Below are 17,488 nucleotides of genomic sequence, written 5' to 3' on the forward strand. Positions count from 1 at the left end.
AATTATGAACAAGATTTCACTCATCATACAAAGAGAATTTCTCTTCCGCGTTCGTAAACGCTCCTTCCTGATTGTAACGCTATTAGTACCGCTGGCATTCGCTGCCATCATGATCATTCCTGCACTCCTGGCGAGTAGTTCCGGCAGCCAAAAAGTAGTAGTAGTGGACAAAAGCGGCTTCTTCAAAGGTCAGTTCCGCGACGCCAAAGATGTATACTTCAAATTCCTGGATAATACGCCTTTAGATAGTATCAAGAAAAACTATGCGAAAGAAGGCTATTCCGGCGTTTTATTAATACCTCAGATAGACATCGAACGTCCATCAGGATTTGAATATTACAGTGAGGCACAAGCCAGCATTATGCTGGAAAATGCGCTCACCAGCAACCTGAATAGCGCAATTGAAAAACTGCGCATGGAGGCTAATGGTATCGACAAAAGTAAACTGGACGCCATTCATGCTGATGTAACAGTAGACTTCCGCAACAGTAAAGACGAAAAGAAAGGCAGTTCTGCTGCATCCTTTGTACTGGGCTACGCCAGCGGTTTCATTATTTATTTAATGTTGCTGCTCTTTGGTACTTCTGTTATGCGCGGTGTAATGGAAGAGAAAGTAAATCGTATTGCAGAAGTAATGGTATCCAGTGTAAGACCTTTCCAGTTAATGTTAGGGAAGATCATTGGTATTGCTGCTGTAGGCCTTCTTCAGTTCATTATCTGGGCCATTCTCTTAATTGGCTTATCTATGGTGTTACCTTTATTCCTGTCTCCGGATGCGATGCATGCGGCCAGCCAGAGCAGTAACAATCCACAGATGGCCGAGGCGATGCAGAAAGTATCGTTTATGATGGCCAAAATTAACTGGCCCCTTTTTATAGGTTGTTTTCTTTTTTACTTCCTGGGCGGATATCTCTTTTATTCTTCTCTCTTCGCTGCTGTGGGTAGTCTCGCCAATGAAGATGCTTCTGATGTACAACAGATGACTTTACCGGTAACTGCTCCTATTATCATCAGTTTCCTGATCGTTATAAAAGCGGTAGCTGATCCTACCAGTTCACTGGCTGTATGGGCGAGTATCATACCATTCAGTTCTCCTCTGGTAATGATGGCGCGACTCCCAGCGGGCGTACCAGGCACTGTGGCTATCTGGCAACTACTGTTATCAATGGTACTGTTAGTGGCAGGTTTTATATTTACTACCTGGATGTCTGGCAGAATTTATCGTACAGGAATTTTAATGTATGGTAAGAAGATAACACTCAAAGAGGCCATCAAATGGATTTTCAGTAAGTCGTAAGTTGTTTTCTTACGGCTTCGAATTCTTCCCAGATGTCGGATACTATTTCAGCTGCAGGTTTGATATCATGAATTAATGCGCTCACCTGGCCGATTTCCAGTTCCCCTTCTGAAAGATTGCCTTCAAACATACCGGTTTTGGCGCGGGCGCGGCCTAGTATTTCTTTTAATGCTGCTGCGTCTGCGCCACTATCCTCTGCGGCTTTCACCACATCGAAAAAATGATTTTTGATGAGTCGCACTGGCGTTAGCTTTTTCATACTCAACATCGTATCTCCTTCCTGCGCATCTACCACCGCATTTTTGAAATTGATATGAGAAGATGCTTCTGGCGTAGCAACAAATCGACTACCTACTTGTACACCTTCTGCTCCTAATGCAAAAGCCGCCAGCATAGCGCGTCCGGAGCCTATACCTCCCGCTGCGATGACAGGGATTTTCACACGGGCAGCTACTGCCGGAATCAATACCATAGAAGTCGTTTCTTCCCGTCCATTATGCCCACCCGCTTCAAATCCTTCTGCTACAATGGCATCCACTCCAGCCGCTTCGCTTTTCTCGGCAAACAGTGAACTGGATACTACATGTACCACCTTTATCCCAGCGGCTTTCAGCGTAGGCGTCCAGGTTTTAGGATTACCAGCAGAGGTAAATACAATCGGGACCTTTTCCTCCAGGATGATATCCATCAGTTTATCAATATCAGGATATAACAACGGAACATTCACCCCAAAAGGCTTATCTGTAGCTTGTTTACACTTTTTTATATGCTCTTTCAAAACATGAGGATACATGCTTCCGGAACCAATCAATCCTAATCCGCCGGCATTACTGACAGCACTGGCCAATCGCCAGCCACTGGCCCAGATCATACCAGCCTGAATAATGGGATAACGAATACTAAAAAGCGTATTAATCCTGTTCATAAGCTAACAGATAAATGCATAAGGTTTAGCCGAGATCAATTTCTGTATTGTCGCCGATATTAAGACTCTGGCTAAGACCGCGTATGTTGGCATCACTGCCTATCAGGGAAGACTTCAGTACTACTTCATAAAGGTTACTGAAAGATCCGATGATAGAATCTTTTACGATGGAATAATTAACAACGGTATTATCTCCGACAGCCACATTAGGGCCGATGATAGAGTTCTTGATATTACAACCTTCTCCGATACTCACCGGAGGTATGATGATGGTATTCTCATACGGTAATACCGGATTATTGGCGAGTTTATATTTTTTAAGGAGAATCGCATTCGTTTCCAACAGGGTATCCTTACGGCCACAATCAAACCAGTTATTCACTTTGAATCCGTTGAATCGCACGCCGTTCTCGATCATGCATTCCAGCGCATCAGTCAGCTGAAATTCATCATGCGATTTCACTTTATTCGTGATATTGGTTTGCAGACATTCAAAGAGCAAGTTTGTTTCTTTGATCTTATAAATACCTACCAATGCCAGATTGGACTTAGGAATTTGTGGCTTTTCCACCACTCTTGTGATATTGCCATTTTCGTCCAGTTCTGCCACACCGAAATTACGGGGATCATCCACTTTCTTCAGGCCCAACATAGAGTAGGGCGCATGGAGGACTTCCAGTAAATCGCATTCCACGATGGTGTCTCCCAATACAATCAGGATTTCATCGTTTTCCACAATTTCACGGGTAAGTAAAATAGCATGCCCAGTACCTTCTCTGCTGTTCTGTTGAACGAAATGACAGGTGAGGTCTGGATATTTTTGCTCTACGTAATGCTGGATTTTTTCTCCCAGGTATCCTACCACGAATACGAATTCGCGGATGCCTGCTTCTACAAGCTGGTCTACAATGATACTCAGTATAGTGCGACCTGCCAGCGGAATTAAAGCCTTCGGCTGGGTATATGTGTGTGGACGAAGTTTGGTGCCAGCTCCGGCCACGGGTATTATTGCCTTCATGATGGAGCGAAAATAGTACAATTTTAGCGATCGATCGACGGCTATAAAAATATAGTATAAATTGTATGTGTCACTGATAGAAATTTATCCACTCTTCTGCATTGCAATTCATTCAGGTTTATTCTACCTTTGCGACAAATTTTAAGGCATCATGCAAAGAGACCAGCAAATATTTGATATCATCCGCCAGGAGCTGGAGCGTCAGCGCCACGGCATTGAATTGATTGCATCTGAGAACTTTACCAGCTTACAGGTTATGCAGGCGATGGGTAATGTGATGACAAACAAATATGCCGAAGGATATCCAGGCAGAAGATACTATGGAGGTTGTGAAGTTGTTGACTTGAGCGAACAACTGGCAATTGACAGGGCAAAACAGATTTTTGGTGCAGAATATGCCAACGTACAGCCACACTCCGGCGCACAGGCCAATGCTGCTGTAATGCTGGCCATCCTCCAACCAGGCGATAAAATCCTGGGACTGGACCTGAGCATGGGCGGTCACCTGACACACGGTTCCGCTGTGAACTATTCCGGTAAACTCTATCAGCCTCATTTCTACGGTGTAAACAAAGAAACCGGCCTGATTGAATACGATAAAATGGAAGAAATCGCCAATCGCGAAAAACCAAAATTAATCGTTTGCGGAGCTTCCGCTTACAGCCGCGACTGGGATTACAAACGTATCCGCGAAATCGCTGATCAAGTAGGCGCCTTCGTGATGGCCGATATCGCTCACCCTGCAGGTCTGATTGCTAAAGGATTACTGAACTCTCCTTTTGCACACTGCCACTTCGTAACTACTACTACACATAAAACACTGCGCGGACCTCGCGGCGGTATGATCCTGATGGGTAAAGACTTCGAAAATCCTTTCGGTCTGAAAACACCAAAAGGCGAAACCCGCATGATGAGCTCCCTCATTGATACTGCCGTATTCCCAGGTATCCAGGGCGGCCCACTCGAACACGTGATTGCCGCTAAAGCTATCTCCTTCTTCGAGATCCTCTCTGACGATTACACAGTATATGCTCACCAGATCCTGAAAAATGCTCAGGCTATGGCGAAAAGCTTTGTGGATAAAGGCTACCAGATCGTTTCCGGCGGTACCGATAACCACCTTATGCTGATCGATCTGCGCAATAAAAATATCTCCGGTAAAAAAGCAGAACAAACCCTCGTTAAAGCAGATATCACCACCAACAAAAACATGGTGCCTTTCGATGATAAATCCGCTTTCGTTACCTCCGGTATTCGTATGGGCGTTCCCGCTATTACCAGCCGTGGCCTGACAGAAAACCACATGCCTCAGATCGTAGACTGGGTAGACCAACTGCTCATGGATGCTGATAACGAAGCGCTTATCACTAAAATCCGTGGTGAAGTAAACACCTTCATGCAACAATTCTCCCTTTATCCTGAACTGGGATAATCCGGAATAAATATCTCTTTTCTTCTAAAACGCCCGTCAGCTAAGCGCTGACGGGCGTTTTTTATTTCCCAAACTTATCATCTCCCTAAAAATATTTTGCCATATCAAAAGAAAATGTACTTTTACAGTGTACTAGTTAAGTAGTACACTAAACCACACGAATTATGATTAACATCCAGTCATTGAAATTCAGCTACAAACCCAGCAGGCCATTATTCGATGACCTCAACCTACAGCTGAATCCCGGCCATATATATGGCCTATTGGGCAAAAACGGCGCAGGGAAATCCACTCTACTCAAGCAGATAGCAGGACTATTATTCCCTACCAGCGGAAAAGTAGAAGTACTGGGCCAGGAAACCCGGTTCAGAGCACCTTCTTTCTTACAGGACATATTCCTCGTCCCGGAAGAATTCTATCTCCCTAAAATCAGTATTCGCCAGTTTATCAACACCAGAGCAGGTTTCTATCCAAAATTCAACGAACAGGAATTCGAGACCTATCTGAAAGAGTTCGAAATTCCGGTGACACAGAAACTAACAGAAATGTCTTACGGCCAAAAGAAGAAATTCCTGATATGCTTTGCCCTGGCTTGTAATACCCGCCTCCTGATCATGGATGAACCTACCAACGGCCTGGATATCCCCTCCAAAAGCATTTTCCGCAAACTCATTGCAGGATGTCTCTCTGAAGACAAATGCATTGTCATCTCCACACATCAGGTCAGAGACCTCGACAATCTGATCGATAGTATTGTGATTATTGACAATCACCGCATCATTTTCAGAGAAGCCGTGGAAACGGTAACGGATAAACTGAGTTTCAAAGTACTGCCGCAACTGGATAAATCCATGCCGGTAATATATGCCGACAGTAACCTCCGCGGCCATTCCGTTGTGATGCGCAATATGCAGCATGAACACAGCAGAATTGATATGGAGCTATTGTTTAATGCCGTTCTCTCCAACCGCCAATCTATTCAGGAAATTTTCAATTGATCCCTTATGCAGCCAAATAATGTTTTTTCGCTCTCCAGAATGTGGCTATATCTTCGAAAAGAGGTAATAGACCAATACAAGGTATTTCTCTTCGGTACAGGCGCCCTGGTGGCAGGCTGTTGCCTCTTTGGCCTGATTGCCTTTATTTCTGCAAACCCATACAGAGAGACCTTCGAACTGGCAGACATGATGCCATTGTATATGACGCTTCTCCTGGCCTTCACTGCACTGATGGCTTCCAGAAGTTTCAACCAACTCTCCAAACCGGAACGCAGTATAGATTTCTTCCTGTTACCCGCCTCCCACCTGGAAAAATTCCTGGCACAACTGATTATTTCTATGCTGGCGGTAATAGTGGTATTCAACCTCGCCATTTTCATTGGAGTACAGTTCTTTAGCTACCTGGCCACCCACTATAAAAACGTAACGGTTTCTATGGACTTTGACCGCTTTTTCCCTGGGCCTTTCTCCGTTGGCATAGTGCTACTCATGGTAGCTGGTATAAACTCTATATTCCTGTTTGGCGCTACTTTCTTCCATAAGTTCGCCTTACCTAAGATCTTCTTTCTGTTCATTGTGATCATGATGGGCATCTGGGCTCTCAACATAGGCTTTACCAATCTCATTTTTGCGGGTCATATCGCATCCTGGAATGCCAGTGCGCCATTCTCCGTAGTTGGAGTCATAGAACCAGGAAGCACCGCTGGTCACCAATTATCCACCGGATACTTTGTTCCGGAATGGTTAGGCCGACCCCTCCTGTTTATTGCAAAATATCTGCTCACGCCTGCATTATGGACCATGGCTTACTTCCGCATTGCTGACAAGGAAATCCAATAAAAACGTATTACGATGGAATTCAAAGACACACAGGCCATCTATATTCAGATAGCCGACTATATAAACGAACAGATTCTCCTGGGTAAATGGCTCCCTGAGGAAAGAATTCCTTCAGTCCGAGAACTGGCTGTCTCCCTGGAAGTCAATCCCAACACGGTGATGCGCACCTGCGAACTATTACAACAACAGGACATCATCTTCAATAAAAGAGGTATCGGGTATTTTATTCAACCGGATGCGGTGAAAAAAATCATGCAGGCAAAGAAAGATGCTTTTATCAGCAATGAATTGCCGCAGTTCTTTCAGAACCTTTACCTGTTGGAAATGGCTCTCGACGACCTTAAACCTTATTACGACCAATTCAGAAAAAACAAACTTAACGGTCATGAAAACTAGTACCAAACTCATTATAGGCTTCTTCAGTATCCTGGTAGGACTGATGCTTCTCACAGATATTTCCATCTGGGCCAACTACAGAAAAGGGGAGAAAAACGATACCTGGTTACGCCACGAACCCGAAAATAAAATTTATTCAAAAAATCCTTACGTCTCCGTGCAACCTTTTAAAGTGATAGTCGTCTTTAATAAGAACGCACGGCAGGAAGTGGATAAACCACAAGAAAATGAGTCTGTGAATGAGCTACTGGAAAAACATCGGTATGACATGGTTGTACTGCAACAGGATTCAGCAAACCAGCTCCTCAACGCAAAAAATATAGACTATCATCAACAGGGAGATACCTTATTTGTCAGCCTGAAAAAAGGTGATGGTATGGTTTGGGTGAAGACGACCAGTATACCAGTAGTGATCAGTCAATCTGGTAGCGTAAGAATCCAGGGTTACACTGGCGGCACGTTACAAGTGCAAGCCACTGCCGGAGCTAATATTGAGCTGAATAACCTGAAATTGAGCAGTTTCAGCTTTGCAGGCGGACAATACAATACACTTTCATTCGAAGACAGCGACACTATTCCGGAGGCCAACATTGCAATGGGCCGCAATAGTTCTCTGCAACTGAAAGATGTGTATTTCGCTAAGAAACATATTCAGCTGGACAGCGCCAGTGCCATTTCAGTATCCGGCACCAGTGCACGAATGATCAGCGAAATAAAATAGTGTTAAGATTAAATTATACTTATCAGTTTTACAAGCAAAGAAAAAGTCCTGATTTCCATCAGGACTTATCGTAAACAACATTTTCCTATAAAGAGTGATGCCGATTTCTATCGGCATTTTCTATTTCTTAAACTGTGTAGCAAGATACGCCATAGCGCCCATTCCCACTTCAATAGCGCGGGCATCAATATCGAAAGTAGGCGTATGTACGCCGGAGTTAATACCTTTTGCAGCATTACCAGTTCCTAAACGGAAAAAGCAAGCCGGAATAATCTGAGAATAGAAGGCAAAATCCTCTGCTCCCATTCTGATTTCAGTATCCATCACAGCATCCAGTCCCATATAATCTTCCGCCAGACCGCGCGCCTGTGCAGTAACGGCTTCGTTATTATACAAAGTAGGGTAGCCTACGAGGATATCAATATCGATTTCAGCCCCCATTGCCAAAGCAATACCAGTCGCCTGTTTGCGGATCAGCTCATGCGCTTTGAAACGCCAGGTTTCATCCATTGCCCTGAAAGTACCCATCAGCTTTACTTCGCTGGGGATAACGTTGGTGGTAAATCCGCCATTAAAAGCGCAGATACTCAGTACAGAAGGACTGAAAGGATTATTATTCCTGGAAATGATCTGTTGTAAACCAACAACGATATGAGAAGCGATGAGAATAGTATCAGCAGTGGATTGTGGAAGAGCGGCGTGGCCACCTTTACCTTTCACAGTGATATAAATTTCATCAGCGCTGGCCATGTATTGTCCGGCTCTGAAACCAAGTGTACCCGCTTCCATGGTAGGTTGTACGTGCATACCGAGGATAGCGTCCGGCTTTGGATTTTCCAATGCGCCTTCTTCAATCATGATGCTTGCGCCCCCAGGGTGTTTTTCTTCACCTGGTTGGAAAAGGATTTTGATAGTTCCTTCAAACTGGTCTTTCAGTTCATTCAGAATTTTGGTGGCGCCGAGTACGCAGGTAGTATGTACATCGTGACCACAGGCGTGCATAACGCCATCATGCTGTGATTTATAAGGAACCTGATTGGCTTCTGTGATAGGCAATGCGTCGATATCAGCACGGAGAGCGATTACTCTGGATTCCGGATGCTTACCTTTAATCAGGGCTACAATGCCGGTGCCGGCGATACCTGCTGTAAAGGGAACCCCAAATTCGGTCAGTTTCTGCTGGATAAATTTGGACGTTTCATATTCCTGAAAGGAGAGTTCGGGGTGTGCATGCAGATGTTCTCTGATGCTAATGAACTCAGGAGCATAGGCTTTTGCCAGCTCCTTAATTAGATTCTTCATTCGATAGTTCTTTATCCGGTGACACGTTTATCGTAGATGGGACAACAAATACTCCTCCTGAGAAGAGACTGGACAGTTTATCCCTCAGCTCGGTGGCATCTTCACGTGTTTTGTAGTCGCCTACCCGAACTTTGAAATAGGGAGCCTGAAATTCAAGGTAGGTGCGAACATCAGGATATAACTGCATCACCTTTTGTTTAGCTTCGTTGGCGTCAGCGCGTTTGTTGGTAGAGATGACTTGCACTCTGAAACCTGGTTGATTACGGATAGCCAGGGTGTTGATATAGATCTGTTTTTTGATCAGCGCATCAACCCGGCTATCTTTAACGACTCTCACGGTTCCATTGCTGGCAACGGTATTGTCCTGGGCCATAGCGCAGGTAGTACCAAACAGGCAGCAGAGCAGGATGAAAATTTTATACATAGCTTTTTAATTGGTCAAAATTGCAATCAGGCTTTGGACTCGTTTACGATAGCCACACTGGCACTGGCCCCGATACGGGTAGCGCCGGCTTCAACAAGCTCCTTTGCAAAAGCAAAGGTACGAATACCGCCGGAAGCCTTGATCTGGATTTCTGCCGGAAGGTTGGCACGCATCAGTTGCACCGCATGGACACTTGCCCCTTTTTCCGCATAACCGGTGGATGTTTTAACAAAATCCACGCCGTACTTTGCATACAGCTGGCAGCACTTAACAATTTCCTCGTCTGTTAGTATGCCACTTTCAATGATCACCTTGATCACTTTCTTCTTTTCCCGGATGATATACATGAGATTAGCAATCTCTTTTTCCAGGTATTCCCAATCATTATTTTTTATTGCAGAGATGTTAATGACTACATCCAGCTCATCTACCTCATCCACAATAGCCAGTACTGTTTCGGCCACTTTGGCTTCAATAGCTGAATATCCGAAAGGGAAACCGATTACAGTGGCTACTTTACTATTGGTGGAAGCCAGGAACTGTTTGGCCAGCTTAACGTAGAGTGGGGGTACACATACAGCGGCAAAATCGTATTCTACACATTCCATGCACAATTTCTTAATGTCTTCCAGTGTAGTCGTAGGTTTCAGTACGGTATGATCAATATAGCGGTTTATTTCCATCTGTAAATGTTATTGGGCGAAATTAAATAAAAAAACGGATTGCATGTCTGCAATCCGTTTTCTGTATTCCTTTTCAGGCAGTTACCTCTTAGAGGTCACGACCATGACATTGTTTGAATTTTTTACCGCTTCCGCAAGGGCAAGGATCATTACGACCTACTTTTGGACCTACGCGAACCGGCTCATGTTTTTCTTCTTCCGCTTCCTGGGCATAAGCAGTAGCGCCTTCATAAGCACCAGCCTGATCATTCAGGTCTTCATGAGTAGCTCTCATTCTGCTCATGTCCGTTTTTTCCTCCGGGCGACGGGACTCCTCGAACTGTTGTTGATCTGGATAGTCCTGCTGTACCGGAATCATGGATTTGCAGAGGAAAGAAACGATATCGCGACTAGTTTCGCCATCCATTTCTTTGAAGAGGTTGAATGCTTCGAATTTATAGATCAGTAATGGATCTTTCTGTTCGTAAACGGCACTTTGTACGGATTGTTTCAGATCATCCATAGCGCGCAGATGCTCTTTCCAGGCATCATCGATGAGATGCAGGGTGATATTGCGTTCCAGGGTGCTGAGCACTTCATGACCATGCGTATCTACGATCTGTTGCAGATCAGCGAAGATCATCAGTTGTCTTCTGCCATCAGTGAAAGGTACACGGATGGTACCGAACTGCTGATTATGTTCCTGCAGGATGGTTTTAGCAGCATCCAGCATGTGTGCATCGATCGCTTCTGTTTTACGCTGATAGTTATTTTTCGCTTCGTGATACAGTTTGCTGGCGAGTGCCTGAAGATCAGTACGTGCCAGTTCTTCTGCAGTGATTTCTGTTTCGATAGCGAAGTTCATGATAGCATCCATTTTGAAAGCTTCATAATCGCCGCTTTCTCTGTGGGTGGTTACCATGTTTTCTGCTACATCGTAGAAGGCGTTATCCACATCGATTGCCAGACGTTCGCCGAACAATGCGTGGTTACGTTTAGAATAGATAACTGTACGTTGTTTGTTCATAACGTCATCATATTCCAGGAGACGTTTACGAATACCGAAGTTATTTTCTTCTACTTTTTTCTGTGCTCTTTCGATGGATCTGGTGATCATGCTGTGCTGAATCACTTCTCCTTCTTTGTAACCCATACGGTCCATCAGACCTGCGATACGATCGGAACCGAACATACGCATCAGATCATCTTCCAGGGAAACGAAGAACTGAGAAGAACCCGGATCTCCCTGACGACCGGCACGACCACGCAGCTGTCTGTCTACACGACGGCTTTCGTGTCTTTCTGTACCGATGATGGCTAGACCGCCTGCTTCTTTCACACCTGGTCCGAGCTTGATATCCGTACCACGACCCGCCATGTTGGTAGCGATGGTAACCGCTCCCGGCAGACCTGCAGCAGCAACCACCTGTGCTTCACGGGCGTGTTGTTTCGCGTTCAGTACGTTGTGAGGAATTTTTTCGAGTGTCAGCATTCTGCTCAGCAATTCGGATACCTCTACGGAAGTAGTACCTACCAGTACAGGACGGCCTTTTGCCTGGAGCTGCTTCACTTCTTCAATAACAGCTTTGTATTTATCTCTCTTTGTTTTGTATACCAAATCCTCTGCATCATTACGGGAAATAGGCAGGTTGGTTGGAATGGTAACTACATCGAGTTTATAGATTTCCCAGAACTCACCAGCTTCAGTAGAAGCGGTACCGGTCATACCAGCCAGTTTGTGGTACATACGGAAATAGTTCTGGAGGGTAATTGTAGCGAAGGTTTGTGTAGCGGCTTCCACTTTCACATTTTCTTTCGCTTCAATCGCCTGGTGCAGACCATCAGAATAACGGCGTCCATCGAGGATACGACCGGTCTGTTCGTCTACGATCTTAACTTTATCTTCCATTACCACATATTCCACATCTTTTTCGAAGAGGGTATATGCTTTCAGGAGTTGTTGGATAGAGTGGATACGATCGGATTTCGCTGCGAAGTCTTGCAACAGCACATCTTTGCGCTGGAGTTTTTCTTCGGAAGGAATATCCATTTTTTCGATTTCGGCGAGTTCAGAGCCTACATCCGGCATGATGAAGAAATCAGCGTCTTCACCGGCTTGAGTAATCTGACCAATACCTTTATCTGTCAGGTCTACGCTATTGTTTTTCTCTTCGATAGTGAAGTAGAGACCAGCGTCCACCTTAGGCATTTCGCGTTGTTGATCTGCGAGGTAGTAGTTTTCTGCTTTCTGGAGCAATACTTTTATACCAGGTTCGCTGAGGAACTTGATAAGGGCGCTGTTCTTAGGTAAACCTCTCCATGCGCGCATCAGGGCCAGACCGCCGGTTTTCGGATCGTCTTTACCTTCTGCGATGAGTTTTTTCGCCTCTTGCAGATATTTATTTACTTCTCTTTTCTGTAATTCTACGAGGTCGTTGATACGTGGTTTCAGGATATGGAATTCCTGTTCTTCGCCACGGTGTACCGGACCGGAGATAATGAGTGGAGTACGGGCATCATCGATCAATACGCTATCCACCTCATCGACCATTGCGTAGTGGTGTTTGCGTTGTACCATTTCTTCAGGGCTATGCACCATGTTATCACGGAGATAGTCGAAGCCGAATTCGTTATTGGTACCGTAGGTGATATCTGCCATGTAAGCCTGACGACGTTCTCCGCTGTTTGGCTGAGTGGAGTCGATACAGTCTACAGTGATATCCAGGAATTCGAATACAGGTCCGTTCCATTCGGAGTCACGTTGTGCGAGGTAGGTATTTACCGTAACGATGTGTACCCCTTCGCCGGTGAGGGCGTTCAGGTAAGCAGGAAGGGTAGATACCAGGGTTTTACCTTCACCCGTTGCCATTTCCGCAATTTTACCCTGGTGCAGCGTAATACCACCGATCAGCTGTACATCGTAGTGAACCATGTTCCAGGTTACCAGGTTGCCGGCAGCAGACCAGGTATTTTTCCAGATAGCTTTATCGCCTTCGATGGTAACATAATCTTTGGTAACAGCCAACTGACGATCCAGCGGAGTAGCTGTAACCGTCATTTCCGGATTGTTGGTAAACCGGCGGGCAGTTTCTTTCATCACTGCGAAAGCCTCTGGCAACAGCACTTTCAGAATTTCTTCCAGCTGTTTGTCACGGTCTTTCTTCAGTGCATCTATTTCCTGGTAGATTGCATCTTTTATTGTAACATCCTCTGATTGTTCCGCGGTTTCTTTCTTTTCCGCTATCTCAGCATCAATAGTAGCAACATGCTCCCTGATACGGGCGCGGAATTCCTGGGTTTTATACCGCAGGTCGTCAATAGGCAGGGATTGCAGCTTTTCAAACTCCTCATTGATCTGCTTCACTATTGGAGTGATAGACTTGATATCTCTGTCAGACTTATTCCCTCCAAACAGTTTTGTTAAAAAACCTAACATATAGAATGTTTAATTACGGATTACAATTTCAATTCCTCGCTGTATAAGCCAGTACCATTGGCACTATGACGCTGGCCTGGTGACGTTAAACAGACGGGGATTCTGGTTATGCAAATATTATGCTTGGAAAGACTGCATGTCAACGTGTCAGTTGTAGCGCTGCTTTTCAAGGCCTGTAAAATTAGTAATAAATTCGGGGAAATACCGACTGATTTCAGCTGTAATTCCCGAATTAGAAATTTTAACAATACCAATGCCTATCAAGTGGTATCAGAAGGACTTTTTAGCAGTTTCACTGACCCCCAGCTTACACCTGTACTGCCAAAATGCCGAAAAACTGCAATATTTCTTCTAGCTAAATGGGTTTACCCACTCCATTCATCCATAAAAAGATGAAAAAGTGTGAATAGTTTTTATAAATTTAGTCGTTTTATTACTTGTTTTTAAAAATCACACAAAACTCCACGTTTATGGCAAAGGCGATCCAGCCATCAAAGTTATTTGTAGCCAGCTGTATGGCATTATTGGTTACTTCCCTGTCCTTTGGAATCCGCGCCGGAATCCTTGGCGATCTGGGCAAACAGTTCGACCTGAGTGCATCACAATTAGGCATCATAGCCAGTACTGCTTTCTGGGGCTTCCCACTTGCAGTGATTATCGGAGGTTTTGTGGTTGATATCATCGGTATGAAACGCCTGCTCCTGGCCGCATTTGTGCTGCACCTGGCAGGTATTCTCCTGACAATATTCGCCACTGGTTTCTCCACACTGTTTATTTCCACGCTGTTCATCGGCATGGCCAACGGTACTGTGGAAGCCGCCTGTAATCCGCTTGTAGCAACTATCTATCCCAACAACAAAACCACCAAACTGAACCACTTTCACTTATGGTTTCCAGGTGGCATTGTAATCGGCGCACTGACCGTATTCTTCCTCTCTGGCCTGAAACTTAACTATCAGGTGCAGATGGCGACCATGATTCTTCCCACCTTACTGTATGGCTACCTTTTCATGAAACTGGATTTCCCGGTAACTGAACGCGTAGCTTCTGGTATTACTAATGCACAGATGTATAAATCCCTCGGGACGCCGCTTTTCATCGTCATTTTCATCCTGATGTTCGGTACGGCTATCACGGAGCTCTTCACCGGTCAGTGGATTGAAGTACTCCTGAAAAACGTTACTGAAAACGCCATCCTGATTCTGGCAATGACAGCCGGCGTACAAACATTGGGCAGAGCCTTCGCTGGTCCTATCGTTCATCGCATGTCGCCAACCGGCGTACTGCTGATTTCAGCGATTTTATCCGCCCTCGGATTATATATGCTGGCACATGTGTCCGGCAATATGGTATTTTTCGCTGCATTCATATTTGGTATGGGCGTAACTTATTTCTGGCCTTGCATGATCGGCTTTGTTTCCGAAAATATTCCGGAATCCGGAGCGCTGGGAATGAACCTGGTGGGTGGAGCCGGTATGTTTGCCGTTTCTATCTACACCATTTTCATGGGTGGTTTCTATGACAGTATTCTTTCCAAAGAGCTGCCTGCAGGCGCTTCTCTGGATGCGTACCGCACTGCTGCCGCAGGCTCGCCGGAAGCAGCAGCTTTCAGCCATGCACAATCCGTTGCCGGTCCGCAAATCCTGGATGTAACATTGATTATTCCTGTTGTCCTGATAGTGGCCTTTACAGCGCTGTTCTTCTACATGCGCAACCGCAAAAAACCTGAAATCGCAATAGCATAATTTCTAAATTTAAAAGCTGATTCGACTATATGACACGCAAGCTCAGAATGGGAATGATTGGAGGCGGTAAAGATGCCTTCATCGGTGCTATACACCGTATTGCCGCCAACATGGACGGCCTTATTGAACTCGTTGCAGGCGCTCTCAGTGTAAATCCTGAGATTGCTGTTGATTCCGGGCAGATGCTGTTCCTCGATCCGGAACGCACCTACACGGACTTCAAAACAATGCTGGAAAAAGAAGCTGCCATGCCGGCAGATAAACGACTGGACTTCGTGACCATCGTAACTCCCAACTTCGCCCACTTTGAACCTGCCATGATGGCGCTGGACAAAGGATTTAACGTGGTAATTGAAAAACCAATCACCATCTCCCTGGACGAAGCCAAACAATTGAAAGCAAAAGTAGAAGCCACCGGCCTCTCCTTACTACTGACACATACATACACCGGTTATCCAATGGTCAAACAGGCCCGCCAAATGGTGAAAAACGGAGACCTCGGTCAAATCAGAAAAGTATGGGTGGAATATCCACAGGGCTGGCTGTCTAAACTCAGCGAAAGAGAAGGAAATGCACAAGCAGCATGGAGAACCGATCCAAAAAGATCCGGAAAAGCCGGCGCAATGGGAGACATCGGTACACATGCCTTCAACCTCGCTGAATATATCACCGGCGCTAAACTAGAAAAATTATGTGCCGACCTCAATATCGTTGTTCCTGGCCGCGCCCTGGATGATGATGGGGCTGTACTCCTCCGCTTCGATAATGGCGCCTCCGGCGTACTGATGGCCACCCAGGTAGCCGCAGGCGAGGAAAATGCCCTCAAAATCCGGGTATACGGCGAAAAAGGCGGCCTGGAATGGGCACAACATGAACCAAATACCCTGCTGGTAAAATGGCTGGACAAACCGACCGAAATATACAGAGCTGGTAATGGTTACAAAGCCCAGTCATCTTACATGACACATAATACCCGCACACCAGGAGGACATCCGGAAGGATATCTGGAGGCTTTCGGAAATCTGTATCGTAACTTTGCGCAGACTTTATCCGCGAAAATCGATGGAACCCAGCCCGCACCCGAATCCCTGGATTTCCCAGGCGTAGAAGAAGGTATCCGTGGTATGGCATTTATCGATAATGTGGTGAAATCTTCCCAAAGCGACACCAAATGGACTAATTTCGAAATCTAGTAACTGGTTAAACGGAAAGGTATTATGAGAACAATAAAAGGACCTGGTATATTTCTCGCCCAGTTCATGGGCGATACTGCTCCCTTTAACAGTCTGAAAAGTATCTGTGAATGGGCCGCCTCCATTGGTTTTAAAGGAGTGCAAATCCCTAGCTGGGACACGCGTCTCATCAATCTGCAACAAGCCGCTGAAAGCAAAACATATGCAGATGAAATCAAAGGCATCGTAAACGCCTCAGGACTGGAAATTACAGAGCTGAGTACACATCTGCAAGGACAACTCGTAGCAGTGAATCCTGCTTTCTCTGAAATGTTCGATCAGTTTGCACCTGCACAGTATCACAATAATATCAATGCCCGCACGGAATGGGCAGTGAACCAGCTGAAATACGCCGCTAAAGCCAGTCGCAACCTGGGACTGGACGCACATGCCACCTTCAGCGGCGCACTCCTCTGGGCCCCAGCCATGTACCCTTGGCCACAACGCCCTACAGGATTGGTAGAAGCCGGATTCGCAGAACTGGCCAAACGCTGGATGCCTATCCTCAATGCATTTGAAGAACAAGGGGTGGATGTATGCTATGAAATACATCCTGGCGAAGATCTTCACGATGGCGCCAGCTATGAGCGCTTCCTCGAAGCAGTAGGCAATCATAAAAGAGCATGCCTCCTGTATGATCCAAGTCACCTCGTGCTGCAATGCCTGAACTATCTGGAATACATCGATATCTATCACGAAAGAATCAAAGCGTTCCATGTGAAAGATGCGGAATTCAACCCTACCGGCAGATCCGGCGTATACGGCGGATTCCAGTCCTGGATAGATCGTCCGGGAAGATTCCGTTCCCTCGGCGATGGACAGGTGGATTTCAAATCTGTGTTCAGCAAACTAACCCAATACGATTATGCCGGATGGGCTGTAATGGAATGGGAATGCTGCATGAAACATCCGGAAGATGGCGCAAAAGAAGGCGCTCCTTTCATTAAAAATCATATCATCCGCGTGACCGATAAGGCATTCGATGATTTCGCAGGCGCAGCCACCGACGACGCTTTCAACAATAGAATATTGGGAATCTGATAAAAATAAGCATCACATA

The 17,488-nt window shown here is 45.6% G+C and carries 15 protein-coding genes; 9 read left to right on the forward strand and 6 right to left on the reverse strand.

Features of this window, described 5'->3' with window-relative positions; genetic code table 11:
- Positions 1 to 4: 4 nt before the first annotated feature.
- Positions 5 to 1,297: an ABC transporter permease gene (locus CLV59_RS25965; RefSeq protein WP_111595023.1), complete on the forward strand. Its 1,293-nt coding sequence runs from the start codon at positions 5 to 7 to the stop codon at positions 1,295 to 1,297.
- On the opposite strand, the gene CLV59_RS25970 is transcribed toward CLV59_RS25965, so the two are convergent.
- Positions 1,284 to 2,222, reverse strand: coding sequence for an NAD(P)H-dependent flavin oxidoreductase (locus tag CLV59_RS25970; protein ID WP_111595024.1), 939 nt, complete (start codon positions 2,220 to 2,222; stop codon positions 1,284 to 1,286). The genes CLV59_RS25965 and CLV59_RS25970 overlap by 14 nt on opposite strands.
- 25 nt (positions 2,223 to 2,247) lie before the next feature.
- Positions 2,248 to 3,240, reverse strand: a complete 993-nt coding sequence (locus CLV59_RS25975) for a sugar phosphate nucleotidyltransferase (protein WP_111595025.1) — start codon at positions 3,238 to 3,240, stop codon at positions 2,248 to 2,250.
- Positions 3,241 to 3,391: 151 nt separating this feature from the next.
- Between CLV59_RS25975 and CLV59_RS25980 the strand changes: the two genes are divergently transcribed.
- From CLV59_RS25980 to CLV59_RS26000, 5 genes are all read left to right on the forward strand, one after another.
- The gene (locus CLV59_RS25980) at positions 3,392 to 4,672 is read left to right on the forward strand and encodes a serine hydroxymethyltransferase (RefSeq protein WP_111595026.1); all 1,281 of its coding nucleotides are present in this window, start codon (positions 3,392 to 3,394) and stop codon (positions 4,670 to 4,672) included.
- 164 nt (positions 4,673 to 4,836) lie between these two features.
- Complete coding sequence (locus tag CLV59_RS25985) at positions 4,837 to 5,670, forward strand: ABC transporter ATP-binding protein (protein ID WP_111595027.1); 834 nt, start codon at positions 4,837 to 4,839, stop codon at positions 5,668 to 5,670.
- 6 nt (positions 5,671 to 5,676) lie between these two features.
- Complete coding sequence (locus CLV59_RS25990) at positions 5,677 to 6,510, forward strand: hypothetical protein (protein ID WP_146616326.1); 834 nt, start codon at positions 5,677 to 5,679, stop codon at positions 6,508 to 6,510.
- Positions 6,511 to 6,522: 12 nt separating this feature from the next.
- A complete protein-coding gene (locus CLV59_RS25995; RefSeq protein ID WP_111595029.1) occupies positions 6,523 to 6,906 on the forward strand; it encodes a GntR family transcriptional regulator in 384 nt (127 codons plus the stop codon).
- Positions 6,896 to 7,627 carry a hypothetical protein gene (locus CLV59_RS26000; protein ID WP_111595030.1) on the forward strand — a complete coding sequence of 244 codons (732 nt, stop codon included), beginning with the start codon at positions 6,896 to 6,898 and terminating at the stop codon, positions 7,625 to 7,627. Before CLV59_RS25995 ends, CLV59_RS26000 begins: the two co-directional genes overlap by 11 nt.
- Before the next feature lie 120 nt (positions 7,628 to 7,747).
- On the opposite strand, the gene CLV59_RS26005 is transcribed toward CLV59_RS26000, so the two are convergent.
- The 4 genes from CLV59_RS26005 to secA form a co-directional block, all read right to left on the reverse strand.
- The gene (locus tag CLV59_RS26005) at positions 7,748 to 8,929 is read right to left on the reverse strand and encodes a M20 metallopeptidase family protein (protein WP_111595031.1); all 1,182 of its coding nucleotides are present in this window, start codon (positions 8,927 to 8,929) and stop codon (positions 7,748 to 7,750) included.
- Positions 8,913 to 9,353, reverse strand: a complete 441-nt coding sequence (locus CLV59_RS26010; RefSeq protein ID WP_111595032.1) for an SPOR domain-containing protein — start codon at positions 9,351 to 9,353, stop codon at positions 8,913 to 8,915. The genes CLV59_RS26005 and CLV59_RS26010 overlap by 17 nt, the downstream gene beginning before the upstream one ends.
- 26 nt (positions 9,354 to 9,379) lie before the next feature.
- A complete protein-coding gene (gene deoC / locus CLV59_RS26015; protein WP_111595033.1) occupies positions 9,380 to 10,036 on the reverse strand; it encodes a deoxyribose-phosphate aldolase in 657 nt (218 codons plus the stop codon).
- 88 nt (positions 10,037 to 10,124) lie between these two features.
- The gene (secA, locus tag CLV59_RS26020; protein WP_111595034.1) at positions 10,125 to 13,451 is read right to left on the reverse strand and encodes a preprotein translocase subunit SecA; all 3,327 of its coding nucleotides are present in this window, start codon (positions 13,449 to 13,451) and stop codon (positions 10,125 to 10,127) included.
- A 470-nt stretch (positions 13,452 to 13,921) separates the two neighbouring features.
- Between secA and CLV59_RS26025 the strand changes: the two genes are divergently transcribed.
- Genes CLV59_RS26025 through CLV59_RS26035 form a run of 3 tightly spaced genes read left to right on the forward strand, consistent with a single transcriptional unit; the run spans position 13,922 to position 17,469 of the window.
- On the forward strand, positions 13,922 to 15,196 hold the full coding sequence (locus CLV59_RS26025; protein ID WP_111595035.1) for an MFS transporter: 1,275 nt from the start codon (positions 13,922 to 13,924) through the stop codon (positions 15,194 to 15,196).
- Between the two features lie 29 nt (positions 15,197 to 15,225).
- A complete protein-coding gene (locus CLV59_RS26030) occupies positions 15,226 to 16,389 on the forward strand; it encodes a Gfo/Idh/MocA family protein (protein ID WP_111595036.1) in 1,164 nt (387 codons plus the stop codon).
- Positions 16,390 to 16,413: 24 nt separating this feature from the next.
- Entirely contained in the window at positions 16,414 to 17,469 is a 1,056-nt protein-coding gene (locus tag CLV59_RS26035; protein WP_111595037.1) for a sugar phosphate isomerase/epimerase family protein, read from the forward strand.
- Positions 17,470 to 17,488 lie beyond the last annotated feature (19 nt).

It is taken from the genome of Chitinophaga dinghuensis (assembly GCF_003259435.1).
GTDB lineage: Bacteria > Bacteroidota > Bacteroidia > Chitinophagales > Chitinophagaceae > Chitinophaga > Chitinophaga dinghuensis.

Bases quoted from the DNA above. Each gene is read 5' to 3' on its own strand.
- CLV59_RS25970 (WP_111595024.1), bottom strand. From the start codon at position 2,222: ATGAACAGGATTAATACGCTTTTTAGTATTCGTTATCCCATTATTCAG.
- CLV59_RS25975 (WP_111595025.1), bottom strand. From the start codon at position 3,240: ATGAAGGCAATAATACCCGTGGCCGGAGCTGGCACCAAACTTCGTCCA.
- secA (WP_111595034.1), bottom strand. From the start codon at position 13,451: ATGTTAGGTTTTTTAACAAAACTGTTTGGAGGGAATAAGTCTGACAGA.
- CLV59_RS25995 (WP_111595029.1), top strand. From the start codon at position 6,523: ATGGAATTCAAAGACACACAGGCCATCTATATTCAGATAGCCGACTAT.
- CLV59_RS26035 (WP_111595037.1), top strand. From the start codon at position 16,414: ATGAGAACAATAAAAGGACCTGGTATATTTCTCGCCCAGTTCATGGGC.
- CLV59_RS25980 (WP_111595026.1), top strand. From the start codon at position 3,392: ATGCAAAGAGACCAGCAAATATTTGATATCATCCGCCAGGAGCTGGAG.
- CLV59_RS25985 (WP_111595027.1), top strand. From the start codon at position 4,837: ATGATTAACATCCAGTCATTGAAATTCAGCTACAAACCCAGCAGGCCA.
- deoC (WP_111595033.1), bottom strand. From the start codon at position 10,036: ATGGAAATAAACCGCTATATTGATCATACCGTACTGAAACCTACGACT.
- CLV59_RS25990 (WP_146616326.1), top strand. From the start codon at position 5,677: ATGCAGCCAAATAATGTTTTTTCGCTCTCCAGAATGTGGCTATATCTT.
- CLV59_RS26010 (WP_111595032.1), bottom strand. From the start codon at position 9,353: ATGTATAAAATTTTCATCCTGCTCTGCTGCCTGTTTGGTACTACCTGC.
- CLV59_RS26025 (WP_111595035.1), top strand. From the start codon at position 13,922: ATGGCAAAGGCGATCCAGCCATCAAAGTTATTTGTAGCCAGCTGTATG.
- CLV59_RS25965 (WP_111595023.1), top strand. From the start codon at position 5: ATGAACAAGATTTCACTCATCATACAAAGAGAATTTCTCTTCCGCGTT.
- CLV59_RS26030 (WP_111595036.1), top strand. From the start codon at position 15,226: ATGACACGCAAGCTCAGAATGGGAATGATTGGAGGCGGTAAAGATGCC.
- CLV59_RS26005 (WP_111595031.1), bottom strand. From the start codon at position 8,929: ATGAAGAATCTAATTAAGGAGCTGGCAAAAGCCTATGCTCCTGAGTTC.
- CLV59_RS26000 (WP_111595030.1), top strand. From the start codon at position 6,896: ATGAAAACTAGTACCAAACTCATTATAGGCTTCTTCAGTATCCTGGTA.